Origin of the sequence: Flavobacterium qiangtangense, assembly GCF_042658345.1 — a bacterium.
GTDB classification, from domain to species: Bacteria; Bacteroidota; Bacteroidia; order Flavobacteriales; family Flavobacteriaceae; genus Flavobacterium; species Flavobacterium qiangtangense.
In genome coordinates, this window is the sequence record NZ_JBHSQB010000007.1 from 156,368 (window position 1) to 173,366 (window position 16,999).

Genomic DNA, 16,999 nt, shown 5'->3' on the forward strand with positions numbered 1-16,999 from the left:
TTGTTTAGAATTGTTTTAAATACTTATTTGACTGTAACATTTGTAACAAGACAGAGTCTATTAAGCAAATAAATACTCAATCAAAAAATTTAAAAATGCGATTTAAATTATTATTTCTATGCCTTGTCTTGCCTTTGCTTTCATTGCAGGCTCAAAACAACTTGACCATTTCTGGAAAAGTGACAGACAAATCAAACCAGCCGATTCCTTATGCGACGGTAACGATCAAGGAAGGACAAACGGTAATCTCAGGAAGTATTTCTGATGAAAACGGAGCTTTTGAAGTAAAAAGCCTTGCTCCAAAAAATTATACGGTAGAAATTCAATTCATTGGATACAAAGCTTCAACAACAAAAGCAGATTTGACTTCTGGTAAAAGCATTACTTTAAACAGAATCACGTTGGCAGACGAAGCAACGATGCTTGAAGGTGTTGAAATCGTGCAAGAACGTTCTACGATCGAACAAAAAATTGACAGAAAAGTAATTAATGTGGGTCGAGATTTGACAACTGCGGGCGCGACGGCTTCTGAAATCATGAACAACATTCCGTCTGTGAATGTGGATCAAGATGGTAAAATCTCGTTGAGAGGAAATCAAAACGTGAGAATTTTGGTGGACGGAAGACCTACAAACATTGACCCAGCGCAATTGTTGAAACAAATTCCTTCGACTTCTATCAAGAAAATTGAGTTGATTACCAATCCAAGTGCAAAATACAATCCAGAAGGAATGTCTGGAATCATCAACATCGTTTTGAACAAAAACGCGAATGACGGTTTCAACGGAAGCTTGAATGCCGGAATCACTTTTGCAAAAGAGCCAAAATTCAACAATTCGCTTGATGCAAATTACAGAACCGGGAAAGTGAATTTCTTTGGAAATGTGGGAAGTAACTTCGGGAAAAGATTAAACGAAGGAGAAATCAATCGTTTTGACAACAATTCTCGCCAAGATTTAAATATCGTGAACGACGATGATTCTTACCTCTACAAAATTGGGATGGATTTTTACATCAACGATAATAACACGCTTTCGTTTTACACCAATCAAAATAAAAGCGACGGTCACGGAGACATCAGCACTGACATCAACTATTTGAGTTTCACACAGCCAAGAGTTCTGCAATTCGCTGAATATTTGACAGATAATCAAACCGGAGCTTACAATTTAGCTTACAAGCATAAATTTGAAAAAGAAGGCCATACCTTAGACTTTGAAGGAAATTACAACGATTACAAGCAAACTCAAGACGCTAATTTTAACACGACGACGTTTAATACACCTTCTGAAAACGTAATTTATTCGGATAAAATAAAGGATTCTAGACAGTTATCAACTTTCAACGTTGATTATGTAAATCCGTTAAGTGACAAAACAACGCTTGAATTGGGTGCGGAAGCAAGATTGACACGAACTGAAAATGATTATTTGACCGCAAATCCTGCAATTGAAGAAACGAGCAGAATGTCAAATTACACGTATGATCTTGATATTTATTCAGCTTACGTAACTTTTGGCCAGAAATTTGAAAAATTCAGCTACCAATTAGGAGCTCGTTTTGAAAGCTATAAAGCAAAAGCGAACTTAAACAAAGGCGCAACTGTTTTTGAAGACGATTACTTGACACTTTATCCTTCGGCATATTTGACGTATAATTTGAACGAAAAAAATATGTTCCAATTGAGCTACAGTCGTCGCGTGGATAGACCAAGTTTAGAACAAACAAAACCAATTAGAGAATTTTCTACGCCATTGGTAACAAGTTTTGGTAACCAAGAATTAGAGCCACAATTTACCAATTCAGTAGAACTAAACTATACAAAAACTATTGAAAAAGGGTCGATTACTGCTGGAGTTTATTACCGATTGATCAACAATGAAATCAACCGAGTTTTGTATCCAAATGAAACAACTGACAATCCAGATGACTTGATCATGAGTTTTGACAACTTTGATAATAACAAAGCTTTTGGGTTTGAAATCTCTGCAAATTACAAGATTACAAAATGGTGGGACGTGCAACCATCGATTGATTTCTCAAGCATTTCACAAAAAGGTATTGTTTCTGTGTTGAGAGCGGGAACTGAAAATGAATTTGATTTCGTAGAAAAAGAAATTGATGCCAATGCTTTCAATGCCAGAATAAACAGCAACTTTAAAGCGAACAAAAGATTGAGCTTTTTACTTTTCGGATTTTACAGAGGCGGTGTTGACGGAGTTCAAAACGATTCTAAAGAAATGTACAAAATTGATGCAGGTTCAAGATATTCTTTGTTGAATAACAAAATGTCGTTCAGTTTGCGTTTCAACGACGTTTTCAATACCATGAAATTTGGTTTTGAAGGAACCAATCCTTACCCAAATCGTGGTCAATTTATGTGGGAAAGTCAAAGTTTGTATTTCGGAATCAACTATATGTTTGGTGGCGGAAAAAACAGGGCAATGCAACGCAAATACCGTGAAGACAACACAAAACAAGGTGGTGGCGGTATGTTCTAAAAAAGAATTTTTAGGTTAGAATTATATTTTGGAGTTAGAAAAAAAACCNAAGTAATTTTTAAGGAAAATATATTTAATTAATTATTTTTTTGTTTTATTTATAACATATTAATAAATTTTATATTTTTAAAGAATAATTTTTTTAAAAATATAAGCCATTAAATTTTATTCACTATGCTTCAAGAAAACAAAAATCAACTCACTTTATATAGATTTGTGAGTTTAAGAAGTCCAGAATTGTTAAAAAAAGAAAATCAAAAACAAAGATTTGTTTTTCATCCAGATAATAAAAGCGGTCATTTTTACACAGAATTGGATAGTAATCATCTCCTCACTGAAGAAAAATGGGATGCATTGCATATTATATCTCAAGGTTTTAACGGGTTCCAGAGCAACGATGAACTCGAGAATGCCTTTGGAGAATTCTACATTCTTTCTGAATGGATTACTCGAAGTAAAAATGACCTTGATGCCTTAGAGCTTATTAGAAAAATAAAGCATCTGAAGTTATTAGATTCCAATAAAGAATTTGAAATATGGGATAACTTATTTTATCAGATTGTAACTCAAAAGTCGTTTTACATAAGAGAGGCACTGATACAAATTTTGATATTGCAAAATTTATTGAAACAAATTGAACTTCTGGACAATGACGATGAGAAATTAAAATCTTTAGCTATATTAGTTAACGCAAAAGTCGTACTCCCAGAATACCTTTTTAAGGAAAATCAAAATGTAAATTCGGCAAAAAAAACGAAAAAAACGCAAAAAAATGAAGACGACGTTATTCTGGAGAAAGAATTAGTCGATGCTCAACTCATTCAGCTCTCAAAAATTAATATCGAAAATCTTGAAAATCTAACTGAAAAACTAGAAGAGTTTGAAAAAAGGTATTATCAAAATTACCAGCAAAAACATGATAGTTATTTAAAAGATTATCAAGAAAATTATTCGATTGTCGTCAATAAATACATTGCCGACTATGATGAAGAACGCAGAAATCTTTGCGACTCAGTGAAAGACGAGCATTATGACCCTAACGATTTTTGCTACCAACCGAATATAAAAATCGACGAGCTACCTCGATTCGATTTTTCATTTCAAGACGAATTTAGTCTCGAAGAGTTAGCTCCCGAACTATCAGAAGAAGATTATGGACTATTAAAAAGTATCATATACAGGAAAAATGTTTCAACTTTTAAAGAAGCAATCGCGTTAGTATCAAAAGAAATTGAAAAAGAAAGCGCATCCATTTCCCAAAGAATTATTACATCTGAAAAGACAGTAACTTTTGGAGATACCGTAATATCCGCTTCTCAGCCCGCACCATTGTCTACTGCAATTCCATTTCAAATTTGCTCCTCAAGATTAAGTAATGGGAATGCTTCAATGTATCTCTCGATGCAATTGCCTGATAATACATATGACGTTCGTTACTTCCACTACATATTGCACTATTCAACAGGCGAAAACAGTGGACACCTTGAATTTGTAAAAACAAAGAATGGTAACGTAATAACGTTAAGCAATTTGTTTAACAACACCATTCAATTTAGTTTAACCGATAAAGTTGTTGAGATAACTGGTAAAATTAAATTTTCAAACGGTCAAGAATTTACACTTTCCGTTAGGCCTTTTTCGCTGCGAGGGTGCTACTCAGGTAAACTAGAAACGACGACAACTAACTCCGAGAGCGGAGCAACCGACGGCCAAACTTCATATACTCCCAAAGGGTTTGGATACAAGCAACTGGGTATTGCTGACTACAAAAAAGTAGTTGCTGAAGTTTGCTGCTATGAGCCAGGCGAAGTAGCTCACATTGAAAATGTAATGGCGTCGGAATTACGCAGCAAAGTAACTACAAAATCGTATAAATCTGAAGTTACCGATTTTGAAAGTTCTGAAATTGAAAAAGAAAACATGACTGATGTAGTTTCAACTGAGCGTTTTGAAATGCAAACGGAAGTGGCAAAACTTTTAGCACAACAAAAGCAATTATCTTCTTATGCTGACGTACACACTTCCTGGGGAAATACAACACTAGATGCCGGAATAGCTTATGCTTCGAACACGTCAAAAGAAGAAAGTAACCGTCAGGCGGTAATACAAGCCAAAGAATTGACTCAAAGAGCTGTTGAAAAAATAGTTTCAAAAGTCAGAACAGAAAAAACAGTTAAAATCACCAATGAATTTATTGAGGAAAATACACATGCATTTGACAACAGAGGAAATTCTTCCCATATTTCAGGAGTTTTTCGTTTTATAAATGCAGTTTATAAAAATCAAATATTCAACTATGGAAAAAGATTGATGTATGAATTTGTGGTTCCACAGCCTAGTAAGTTGCACCGTCTGGCAATGTTATCAAGTCAAAACAATGAAAATACAGTAATTATTGAAAAACCTATTGACCCAGCAACCTTAGGAATTACCGACTTTACAAAAATCTCTGCTTCAAACTACCAACATTTAGCTTCAAAATACGATGCAGATACAGAGGTATATCCTAAAACACAAATTTTTTTAAATAAAACTGTATCTTCGGTTCACGATGGACCGCATGAAATTATTGAGGGTTCGGCAGAATTGCAAATCCCAGAAGGCTACCAACCAATCAGTGCAAAATTAAAATTCTCGGCAAAATGGGATAAAGATGGCGGTCAATTACATTCAGCAAATATCGCTTTTGGAAATTATGCCTTATATGGTCAAAACCTTCATTCAGATATAAAAGAAATAAATTTAAGTGGTTATCAGTATGAATATCTGCTGGATAGCTTTACCGATAAAATCAGCTTTAGTTACGGATTAATCAATTACACCAGTTGCAACATTTCGCTATCTATTAAAAATCAAATAGCACCAGAAAAAATTGAAAGTTGGAAGAAATCAACATATAATGCAATCATAAAAGGATACCAAGAACAATTGCGCCTTTACAATGAAAAAATATCAGAGGCAAAGACAACGGGAGTTCAAATTTTAGACAGCAATCCACTATTTTATAGACAAATTGAGCAAATGGTACTGCGTAAAAACTGTATTTCATACCTGTTAGATAATTCTGTAAATTCAAACAGGCGTTTCGGAAAAAAAATGTACACCGGTGATTCCATCATAAACCATCACATAACAGCCAATCAAGAAATGGAAGACTACGCAAGTTTTGCAAAATTCATGGAACAAGCCTTTGAGTGGAATTTGATGAGCTATAACTTTTACCCTTATTATTGGGGTTATGATGGCGAATGGTCTTCATTATACCAGCATGAAAGTAACGACCTTACGTTTAGAAGTTTTATGCAAGCAGGAATGGCAAGAGTTGTCGTCACTGTTAAACCCGGTTTTGAAGATGCTGTGATGCACTATATGGCAACGGGACAAATCTGGAACGGAGGACAAATACCAATCCTGGAGGACCCTTTATATCTTTCCATCGTTGATGAGCTAAAAGAACAAGAATATACTGTTCAAGAAACTTGGAAAACAGTGGTACCCACACATTTGATTGGTTTACAAACAAGTGGTGTTTCAGTGGATGAAGGCGGCTTGCCTTGCAACTGCCCTGCCGTTGACGAGCTGAATAGCACGCTGGTTAAAAACAGTAACATCTTAATTTCAAAACCTGAGTAAAGCAAAAAACCAACGGGTTACTTGTAAACCCCTTGGTTTTCTTTATTAAAAAATGGAAAAACATGAAACGAGACACATTTGAACGGTTAAAAAAAATGGGCATTGCCTTTGATGATGATTTTGAAAATTTGATGGTGAAGCCACTGGAAAAACTCACAGAGAAGGTTGAGGAAAAGGAAGCATTATCAATAAAATATATTTCAAGCACAGCAGATGACGAGAATATCTACCTCAATTTTGAAATAACGGCAAAGAAATTAACAAAACTTGACGCTGTTATTTTTGTTCAAGAGATGAATGCCACGAATGAAGAAGCTATAAACAAAAAAGTAAAACTGCAAAACACAACAAGTCAACGAATAAAAGTATCCTTTTTAAAAGAAACAACTTTTGACAGATACAACTGGCAGGATGGATTTGCGTATCAAGCGACAATTACATGCGACGGGTTGTCGGCTCAAACAGATGAGTTTACTTTGAAGTTTGAGAAAGAGAAAATCGAAAAAGTAGAAAAATGTCTTTGCAAAAAAACTTCATGGACGGCTGATGATTTGAGGTATATTGTGACNCTGAACAGCATTTTATTAACAAAAATAATGGATTACAAACTTTTTTTTTCAAAAAAATAAAAAGTAAAGATAGTTTAACCGTTATAGTTTTTGGTTCAAAAAAAATTAAAAATGATGATTTAGATTATTCTTTAGTTAAAGAAAAATCTTTAACAGAATATAGAAAATCAATAATCATTGAAGATTATCAAGATATAAAATTTAAAAAAACAGAATTATATAAAACTATAGTAATGAATATTGAAAAAGATTCCATTTTTTTTCAATTCACAAATCGTGATAAAAACATTGATTATTATAAAGTTGGAATTTTAAAAGGAAAAACATTTTTTACTGATGATAAATCTAAAAAGTAACCCAGTAAGTTTTGCGTTTGCATTATTAAACGAAGCCGTTATAAAACCCACAATACAAGAAATGAAAGATGATTGGAATAAAGGTTTAGAAGAAGATTTTGAAATTATACATAAACCCAAAGGTTTAAAAGCGTGTAAAGTTTTTGTAGATAATAGAAATATAAATTCACCTTTGGACTATTTAGATATTTATACTCCAACATTACAAAAACTATTAAAGAATGAATTTTTAAGCTTAGACGATATGGACAAATAAAATAAAAAGATTAAAGAATATAAATTTATTAGTCATACAGTTTTCTATAAATATGAAAAAAATAAACATAGTTTGAATGATGATGCTTTCATAAATTCTATTTTTATAAATAATAAACTTCTAAAAGAATAGTTATGAAAAGCATTTTATCAATATTCATATTAGTTTTATCAATAAGTTGTTGTCCTAATTTTAAAAAAGAAATTTCTGTTACCAAAAATATTAATACTGATGAAATTTGGATTAAATATTATGGAACAAAAAAAGATACCCTTGCTATAAATTGGTTGCTGTCTTATCAAATAAATAATAAAACAAATGGAACGGTAAAAATTGACTGGATTAGAAAACGACCTGAGTATTTATGGCAAAGTGATTTAATGAAAATTACCGATTCTATATCAATGTATAATAGTTCAATATATAAAAATAAATCCAGAGAATTACTTTTATTTTGTTCTAAAGTAGTTTCTGTAAAAGATTTTCCAAATAATTATTTAGATAAGATGAATTTAATGTTTACTTCAAATCAATCTGAAATAAACATTTCGAACGTTCTAAATGAACAAATAAAGTTTAAAGACAGCCAATATTTTAAAAACATTTTAAAGGAAATACAAAACGATTCAATAGCCATTGTTTTTAGAGATTCAGTTTGCGGTGATTATTTTCAGTTTAAAGGAGTTATTGAAGACAAAGAATTAAAGTTTTCTCAACAATTAGACAAATATTCCCACAAGTAAAATGGCAACCCAGTAAGGTTTGCGTTTGTATTATTAAACGAAGTTGTTATAAAACCAACAATAAAAGCTATGAAAGATATGGGAATAAAGTTTGGAAGAATATTTTTCATTATTATTTTTTTGATTTATTTACAATATATTGGTGAATTTTATATTTTATATGATAAATTTTAGTAAAATCAGAATTACCTACACATTTGATTGGTTTACAAACAAGTGGCGTTTCGGTTGATGAAGGCGGATTGCCTTGCAACTGCCCTGCCGTTGACGAGCTGAATAGCACGCTGGTTAAAAACAGTAACATCTTAATTTCAAAACCTGAGTAAAGCAAAAAACCAAGGGGTTAATTGTTAACCCCTTGGTTTTCTTTATTAAAAAATGGAAAAACATGAAACGAGACACATTTGAGCGATTAAAAAAATGGGCATTGCCTTTGACGATGATTTTGAGAATTTGATGGTTAAACCGTTGGAAAAACTCACAGAGAAGGTTGAGGAAAAGGAAGCATTATCAATAAAATATATTTCAAGCACAGCAGATGAAGAGAGTATCTACCTCAATTTTGAAATAACGGCAAAGAAATTAACAAAACTTGACGCTGTTATTTTTGTTCAAGAGATGAATGCCACGAATGAAGAAGCAATAAACAAAAAAGTAAAACTGCAAAATACATCAAGTCAACGAATAAAAGTATCCTTTTTAAAAGAAAAAACTTTTGACAGATACAGTTGGCAGGATGGATTTGCGTATCAAGCGACAATTACGTGCGACGGGTTGTCGGCTCAAACAGATGAGTTTACTTTGAAGTTTGAGAAAGAGAAAATCGAAAAAGTAGAAAAATGTCTTTGCAAAAAAACTTCATGGACGGCTGATGATTTGAGGTATATTGTGACGCAGTTGAGAAAATTAGACGTAGAGATTCTTAATAATATTGATAGACATGATATTACATTTCACGAAAAGTGGCTTGATAAAGATGGAAAATTAATACCCGATACAGACACAGGAAAAAAGCCAAAAAATGGAGATAGAAAAAAGTATAAAAATGTAATCAGTTCATTTTACGATAAAGAAGATTCAAATAGGGAACAAATAAAAGATAGATTATTTTATCTGAAAAATAATGAATTAAATATAAAATCATCCGAAGCAAAGTATGAAAAATTTGTTAACCAATTGAATAGAATATTTGTAGATTATAAAATTGACAACTGTTTAAGGAAACTACATTTTATAGCTCAAATTTATCAAGAAACACAAAGATTTACCAAGACGTATGAACAAACCGATAGAATATATTTTGGAGGCAATTTTTACCAAGGTAGAGGATTAAAGCAAATTACACACGATTATAACTATTTAAAATATTACTGTCATAAATCAAAAGATGTAAATCAAAAGAAACTATTTGATATTTACATAGAAAAAAGAAAAAACGATTCTGAAGGTGTTAATGAATTTAATAAAAGAACATCTAACGAACATATAACTGTGCAAGATATGGAAGGTGTTAATGAATTAGCAAAAAAAATATCCACAGATATTTATTATGCTGCTGATTCTGCAGGTTGGTATTGGAATGATAATAATATTAATGAATATGCAGATAAGGATAATATCATTGGTGTTTCTGCAAAAGTAAATAACCCTAGTGCTAAAGACCAAAAAACATCAGATGGTATTAATGGATTTTCAGACAGAGAAAAATATTATAATTTATTAAAAATAATTTTTGACTATGAAAACTGCAAATAAGCTTATATGCCTACTCCTTAGTATTTTTATTTTTTCTTGCAATAATAAAACTAACATAATTCCTGAAGTAGATTATGACGCCGATAAATTGATCTATAAATTAGAAATTCTCGATAATTATTCCGATTCTATCTATAAAACAGATAAGCATAATAAATGTACATTTTTGGTAACTAAAAGCATATACATAAAAGGTAAATTTTATCAAGAAGGAACAAAACATATGAATGTGATGATAGATTATTGCAAAAAAAATAAACTTGAAATCAACAACCCTTATGATGTAAAGAAGAGAACAACCATTAGTATCAAAACTAATGATAGTAATAATAAGTATAAAGAAGTTTTTACATGGGAGGATCCGATTTTTCTAAATTTTGCTTTAAATAACCAGGAAGAAGATTCTTTTGCAGAGAGAGACAGTAAGATTAAATTAGAAACAGGATGGGTAAAAGAAAAAGAAGAAATTAGAATTTGTTTGAAAATAATATTTGATGAACTTGATAATGCTGGAGGTTTCAAACAAAATATCTTAAATTTTGCTCGTACAGGAAATACTTGGAAATTATTAAAAAGAGAAAGAATAAATACAATGCAAAATGATCCTAATAAACAAAAGATGGGATATTGTTATGATACTATATTTTATAATTGCGAGAGTGTTATTAAAGACTCAAAAAATATTTATAATATTACAAGTACAATGATGTTTGATTTACAAGACCCAAAATGTTATTAAGGTCACACCTATTCAAAATCGTTGTTAACTCCTACTGCACGAATCCCTTTGCGTGGTTATTAATTTTCTACCAGCTCTTATTAAAAAACATGTATTTATTATATTTGAATAAAAAAATGAGCAGAAATTATAAATTCCATAATCCCGAAGGTCTTTATTTTGTGAGTTTTGCAGTGGTAGGCTGGCTATATATTTGTATAAGGAATGAGTGCAACGATACCGTCAGATATAAGGGCTTCAGCGAGTTTAAGATTAAACATAGTTATTGTTATGAAAATAAGTTAACCACCACCTGTGAGAATATCGTTGTTGACTTGATGATCCAAAGTGGAGATGACTTTCCTCAATATATTAAATATTACAAGAGCATTTATAGATAAACTTTTAAATTTAAAGCTAAAAATAACATGTAAATGCTTTATCCCCTTACAAAAATAAAATTGAAAATACCACTAAAACGCTTAAAAAATCTAAAAATTAACGAATTTCTTCAAAGCGAAAATAGATCTGGTACTTTTTTGATTACATTTTCAGTTAAAAAAAAAACCTCGGAGAGTGATGCCTCCGAGTTTTTTTGTTTTTTCTCATTATTCCTTTATCTCAATCTTCGCTCCAATCTTCACATTTTCATACAACTCATCCACTTCGTCGTTCGTCACGGCAATACATCCGGCGGTCCAATCTTTCCACCTTTGAAATTTAGAGATATAGCCATTGCTGTTTCTGATACCGTGGATTTTTATGTGTCCGCCCGGAGATTTCCCCAAAGATTTTGCGTGTTCAATATCTTTCTCATTTGGATACGAAACACCCAGATTTTTGTGATAACCGCTATTTGGATTCTTCGCATTGATTTCATAAATTCCTTCGGGAGTTTTAAAATCGCCTTCAAATTCTTTGTGCCCTTTTGGGTTTCTTCCTAAGGATATTTTATAGGTTTTTAAAAGTTCTCCTTCCGAATAGACAAGCATTTTTCTTTGGGATTTAAACACTTCAATTCGGTCGATGATTTTTCCTTTCGGAAGCTTTGCCTCGGGATAGAAATAATAAATTACAACTCCGAAGATTAATAATAGAATTATATAAATCATTTTTTTCATAGAATTTTTTGAAAATAAAAATGCTTTATATGGAAATGTTTTTAACCATATAAAGCATTTAAAAACTTTGTCATTGTGATGTTATTGTCATTGCGAGGAACGAAGCAATCTCATAATCAAAGTCGACAAACTGCATCGATATGCGTGATAAGATTGCTTCCTTCGTCGCAATGACTGTATCGATTCAGATTATGTGATTGCTTCGTTCCTCGCAATGACCAAGGTATGAAACAACAGTACTTACCATTTAATCACTGCACTTCCCCAAGTAAAACCACTTCCGAATGCGGCCAAAACAACCGTATCTCCAGATTTGATTTTCCCTTGTTCCCAAGCTTCCGTTAAAGCAATTGGAATGGACGCTGCAGTCGTGTTTCCATATTTTTGGATGTTATTATAAACTTGGTCATCCGTCAATTTGAATTTCTGCTGGATGAATTGAGAAATCCTCAAATTCGCTTGGTGCGGAATCAGCATATCAATGTCAGAAACTTCTAAATTACTTGCTTTCAAACCTTCCATAATTACTTCGCTGAAACGAACTACGGCATTTTTAAACACGAATTGTCCGTTCATATAAGGAAGATAACTTTCATCATTTGGATCATTATCTGCCAAAATATCAGTTACCCAACGGCCTCCCATTCCGGGCGCTTTCACGATTAATTCTTCGGCATGCTGTCCTTCAGAATGTAAATGCGTTGACAAAATTCCCTTAGTCACATCTTCTTCTCTTGACAAAACTGCCGCTCCTGCTCCATCGCCAAAAATCACTGAAACCCCGCGTCCGCGAGTCGTCATATCTAAACCTGTCGAATGAACTTCTGAACCAATAATCAGGATGTTTTTATACATTCCGGTTTTGATATATTGGTCGGCAACTGAAAGCGCATAAATAAATCCAGAACATTGATTTCTTACATCCAAAGCGCCAACGGTTTTCAATCCCAAATCTCTTTGCACCAAAACTCCTGGCCCAGGAAAATAATAATCTGGACTTAAAGTCGCGAAAACCACAAAGTCAATATCTTCTTTGGCGACTCCAGAACGTTCAATTGCAATTTCGGCCGCTTTAACGCCCATTGAAGTAGTCGTGTTTCCGTCTCCTTTTGTGATGTGGCGTCTTTCTTGGATTCCTGTTCTTTCTTGAATCCATTCGTCATTGGTGTCAATGATTTTTGATAAATCATCATTGGTAACTATATTTTCAGGGACATAATATCCTAAACCTGCAATTTTTGAATGATACATATTTTTACTATTTCGTTAAAAATCAGGGTACAAATTTAAGCATCTGTACATTATCTACTGCACAAGTTAGCAAATTTTTAGAAATCTGCACTATTTTAAAAAACCAATTTCTCTAAAATGATTGCTGTAAGAATTAATTTTTTTTTTGGAACTGTCGAAAATTTTAAATTGATTTATCGCATCCACAATTTATATTATCGCATCCGCAATTTATATTATCGCATCCGCAACTTATATTCTCGCATTCGCAATTTATATTATCGCATTCGCAACTTATATTCTCGCATCCGCAATTTATATTATCGCATTCGCAACTTATATTATCGCATCCGCAATTTATTTTATCGCATCCGCAACTTATATTATCGCATCCGCAACTTATATTATCGCATCCGCAATTTATATTATCGCATCCGCAACTTGTATTATCGCATTTAACAAAAAAATAAATTACACAATGTAACAACCTTGCCTTAAATTAGACCAATAATTATCAACCCATAAAACACTTCATATGAAATTAAAGTTTTCAATGCTTTTTCTTCTTGTCGGATTATTAGGATTCGCGCAGGAAGAGCTTACGTATCAAAAGCCTTCAAAGGAAATTTTGGATTTAGCAGACTATGAAAGAGCCCCATCCGTTTCGATGGATACTAAAAAAGAGTACATGCTTCTTTCTTATCGAAATACATACAAGACACTCGATGAATTAAACCAAGAAGAATTGCGTTTGGGCGGTTTGAGAATCAACCCAATCACCAATATTTCAAGCACGGTTACTTATATCAACAATATAAAAGTGCGCAAGATCAAAGACAAGAACGAAATTCAAGTCACAGGTTTGCCACAGAATCCAAAAATCAGCAATATTACTTGGTCGCCAGACGAAAAGAAAATTGCTTTTACACATACGACTGCAACTGGCGTTGAATTGTATGTTTTAGATATGGCTTCCGCCAAAGCGACTAAATTGACCGATGCCAACTTAAACGCAAACATGGGAAGTCCGTTCAGTTGGTACCGCGACAACCAAAGTTTATTGGTAAAAATGCTTCCAAAGAATCGTCCGGCTTTAATCGATGCCAAAAAAGATTTGCCAACCGGACCAACAGTTTCTTCTTCTGACGGAAAAAAATCATCCAACAGAACTTACCAAGATTTATTGAAAAATAAAACAGACGAAACCAACTTCGAAACTTTGGTAACTTCTGAATTATACAAATTAGACCTCAACGGAAAAACTACTTTGTATAAAAAAGCAGACTTATACGCCGGCGAAGGTTTTTCTCCTGACGGAAATTACATCTTGATCACAACAATCAAAAAACCATTCTCTTACATCGTTCCATTGAGCCGTTTCCCGATGACTTCAATCGTGTATGATTTATCAGGAAACGAAGTAAAAGTGGTGAATGAAGTAGCACTTTCGGAAATTATGCCAAAAGGTTTCATGGCAACAAGACCCGGAAAAAGAAGCATGAGCTGGAGAGCTGATTTACCTGCAACTTTATCTTTTGTGGAAGCTTTAGACGGCGGAGATCCAGCAAATACTGTTGAATTTAGAGACGAAGTTTTCTTGTGGAACGCTCCGTTTACTTCAAACCCAACTTCTTTGGCAAAAACAAAACAGCGTTATGCCGGAATCGTTTGGGGAAATAATACGACTGCGATATTATATGACCAATGGTATGATACTCGTAATGAAAAAACCTATTTGATCAATCCGTCAAATCCTGAGCAAGCGCCAAAAGTGATTTTTGATAGAAATTCTCAGGACATTTATTCTGATCCTGGAAGCTTTGAAACGATTAAAAACCAATATGGAAGACAAGTTTTGGCCCTTGAAAATGACAATGCTTTTCTTATCGGAGAAGGTCATACAAAAGAAGGACAGTTTCCGTTCATCGATGAATTCAATATGAAAACGTTGAAGCCAAAACATTTGTACCAATCGGCTTACAAAGACAAAAAAGAAAGCATTTTTTCTATCGAAGATTTCAAAAAAGGAGATGTTTTGGTACAATTGCAATCAAAAAGTGATTACCCAAATTACTACTTCAGAAATATCAAGAAGAAAAATCAATTGACACAAATTACCGATTTCAAGAATCCTTTTGAAAGTATCAAAAACGTTCACAAAGAAGTAATCAAGTACAAAAGAAAAGACGGTGTGGAATTGTCTGGAACATTATATCTTCCGGCTGGTTATGACATGAAGAAAAAAGAGAAATTGCCGTTGTTGATTTGGGCGTATCCAGAAGAATATAAAGACAAAAACAGCGCTGGACAAAGTTCTCAAAACCCAAATGACTTTACGTTTCCTTACTATGGTTCGTTTGTGTACTGGGTAAATAAGGGATATGTGGTTTTAGACGATGCTTCGTTCCCAATCATTGGTGAAGGAACAACAGAACCAAACGATACATTTATTCCGCAATTGGTTTCAAATGCTGAAGCGGCGATTGACGCAGTTGACAAATTGGGTTACATCAATCGCAAGAAAGTAGCCGTTGGCGGGCATTCTTATGGTGCTTTTATGACGGCAAACTTATTGACACATTCTGATTTATTTGCTTGTGGAATCGCAAGAAGTGGCGCTTACAATAGAACTTTGACGCCGTTTGGTTTCCAAAGCGAGCAAAGAAATTACTGGGAAGCAACTGATGTTTATAACACGATGTCTCCGTTTATGAATGCCGAAAAGATGAAAACGCCAATGCTTTTAGTTCACGGTGATGCAGACAATAATCCGGGAACTTTCACACTGCAAACAGAAAGATATTTCCAAGCGTTGAAAGGTTTGGGAGCGCCGGTTCGTATGGTTTTATTACCAAAAGAAAGCCACGGATATGCTGCTAAAGAAAATATTTTGCACTTGCTTTGGGAACAAGATCAGTTTTTGGAAAAATATTTGAAAAATTAGTTTTAGGCAAATGAAAAATCCCCGAAGTCAGCTGATTTCGGGGATTTTTTTGTGTAATTACGAAGAAAATCATACCTTCATTGCGAGGAACGAAGCAATCATATCAAGTCTTGACTCAGATTGTTGATTCAGATTATGTGATTGCTTCGTTCCTCGCAATGACTTTAAAGTACTTTGTTATTTACTTCTAAATAAACCAAGCTTTCATTTTCTAAAGCGGTATTATGTTCAAAGAAAATAACCTGTCTTTCAAGAACCGATTTGATTAAATATCTATTTCCTTTGAAGAAAGACTGCTTGACCAAAACCTGAATAAATCCCGAAGTATTTATCTTCAACTGGTGCGGATATAAAAGTAATTTTGTAGTTTCTCCGTTTTCATCATCAACAGCAATTTCGTTTATTTCTCCAAATAAAGAAGCTACATATTTGTTCGTTGGATTAAAATATAATTCTTTTGAAGGTTGTTTTTCAATCAGATTTCCTTTTTGCATGACGATAGTTTCATCTGCAAACGAAAGCGCGTCGGCACTATCGTGAGTGGCAACAATTACCGTGATTTCTTTTCGTTTTAAGTAGGCAAAAAGATTTCTTCGTAAGGCATTTTTTCTGAAATTATCAATGTGACTGAAAGGTTCATCAAGCAATAAAACTTTTGGTTCAACTGCTAAAACTCTCGCCAAAGCGACACGTTGCATTTGTCCTCCGCTTAAATATTTTGCTTTCACATCAGCATATTCCGACATTTCAACCATCGCCAATAAATCGGCTACGCGTTGGTCTTTTTCTTCCTTGTACATATTCGAAAGATATTTCCCCACGTTTTCAGCAACAGTAATGTAAGGCATCAAGTCGAAATCCTGCGCCAAATATTTGATGAAATCTTCACCCGGAACCAGATTGAATTTTGGGCCAAGGACTTGATTTCCGTCATAAAAAATTTCGCCTTCGCTTAAATCATATAATCCGTAGATTAATTTTAAGAGCGTACTTTTTCCGCAACCGCTTTCGCCAATTACAGCAATATTTTGTCCTTTTTCAACATTGAAACTTATATTATTTATGACTTGATTTTCGGTGTAACCAAAAGAAATATTTTGAACTGATAACATTTTACGTTTTAATTGAGGAGCGCAAAGTTACAAAGTTTGTGGGCAAAGAATTGCCAAGAAC

General features: G+C 33.3%; 11 protein-coding genes. 8 read left to right on the plus strand and 3 right to left on the minus strand.

The genetic code is table 11. From position 1 onward, the window contains the following. Nucleotides 1-95 precede the first annotated feature (95 nt). From ACFPVY_RS08565 to ACFPVY_RS08595, 7 genes are all read left to right on the plus strand, one after another. Nucleotides 96-2,501 carry a TonB-dependent receptor gene (locus ACFPVY_RS08565; protein WP_379791561.1) on the plus strand — a complete coding sequence of 802 codons (2,406 nt, stop codon included), beginning with the start codon at nucleotides 96-98 and terminating at the stop codon, nucleotides 2,499-2,501. Nucleotides 2,502-2,675: 174 nt separating this feature from the next. Next, nucleotides 2,676-6,134: a hypothetical protein gene (locus ACFPVY_RS08570; protein WP_379791562.1), complete on the plus strand. Its 3,459-nt coding sequence runs from the start codon at nucleotides 2,676-2,678 to the stop codon at nucleotides 6,132-6,134. A 905-nt stretch (nucleotides 6,135-7,039) separates the two neighbouring features. Beyond that, nucleotides 7,040-7,315: a hypothetical protein gene (locus tag ACFPVY_RS08575; RefSeq protein ID WP_379791563.1), complete on the plus strand. Its 276-nt coding sequence runs from the start codon at nucleotides 7,040-7,042 to the stop codon at nucleotides 7,313-7,315. Nucleotides 7,316-7,449: 134 nt separating this feature from the next. Next, a complete protein-coding gene (locus tag ACFPVY_RS08580) occupies nucleotides 7,450-8,058 on the plus strand; it encodes a hypothetical protein (protein ID WP_379791564.1) in 609 nt (202 codons plus the stop codon). 197 nt (nucleotides 8,059-8,255) lie between these two features. Further along, entirely contained in the window at nucleotides 8,256-8,384 is a 129-nt protein-coding gene (locus tag ACFPVY_RS08585) for a hypothetical protein (RefSeq protein ID WP_379791565.1), read from the plus strand. Between the two features lie 94 nt (nucleotides 8,385-8,478). Then, the gene (locus tag ACFPVY_RS08590) at nucleotides 8,479-9,813 is read left to right on the plus strand and encodes a hypothetical protein (protein WP_379791566.1); all 1,335 of its coding nucleotides are present in this window, start codon (nucleotides 8,479-8,481) and stop codon (nucleotides 9,811-9,813) included. Continuing rightward, complete coding sequence (locus ACFPVY_RS08595; RefSeq protein ID WP_379791567.1) at nucleotides 9,797-10,552, plus strand: hypothetical protein; 756 nt, start codon at nucleotides 9,797-9,799, stop codon at nucleotides 10,550-10,552. The genes ACFPVY_RS08590 and ACFPVY_RS08595 overlap by 17 nt, the downstream gene beginning before the upstream one ends. Before the next feature lie 587 nt (nucleotides 10,553-11,139). Here ACFPVY_RS08595 and ACFPVY_RS08600 read toward each other — a convergent pair. After that, the gene (locus tag ACFPVY_RS08600) at nucleotides 11,140-11,652 is read right to left on the minus strand and encodes a L,D-transpeptidase family protein (protein ID WP_379791569.1); all 513 of its coding nucleotides are present in this window, start codon (nucleotides 11,650-11,652) and stop codon (nucleotides 11,140-11,142) included. Between the two features lie 240 nt (nucleotides 11,653-11,892). After that, the gene (locus tag ACFPVY_RS08605) at nucleotides 11,893-12,903 is read right to left on the minus strand and encodes a 3-oxoacyl-ACP synthase III family protein (RefSeq protein WP_379791570.1); all 1,011 of its coding nucleotides are present in this window, start codon (nucleotides 12,901-12,903) and stop codon (nucleotides 11,893-11,895) included. A 514-nt stretch (nucleotides 12,904-13,417) separates the two neighbouring features. Here ACFPVY_RS08605 and ACFPVY_RS08610 point away from each other — a divergent pair. Further along, nucleotides 13,418-15,826 carry a S9 family peptidase gene (locus tag ACFPVY_RS08610; RefSeq protein WP_379791571.1) on the plus strand — a complete coding sequence of 803 codons (2,409 nt, stop codon included), beginning with the start codon at nucleotides 13,418-13,420 and terminating at the stop codon, nucleotides 15,824-15,826. A gap of 164 nt (nucleotides 15,827-15,990) precedes the next feature. Here ACFPVY_RS08610 and ACFPVY_RS08615 read toward each other — a convergent pair whose 3' ends face one another. Continuing rightward, the gene (locus ACFPVY_RS08615; protein ID WP_379791573.1) at nucleotides 15,991-16,938 is read right to left on the minus strand and encodes an ABC transporter ATP-binding protein; all 948 of its coding nucleotides are present in this window, start codon (nucleotides 16,936-16,938) and stop codon (nucleotides 15,991-15,993) included. Nucleotides 16,939-16,999: the final 61 nt, after the last annotated feature.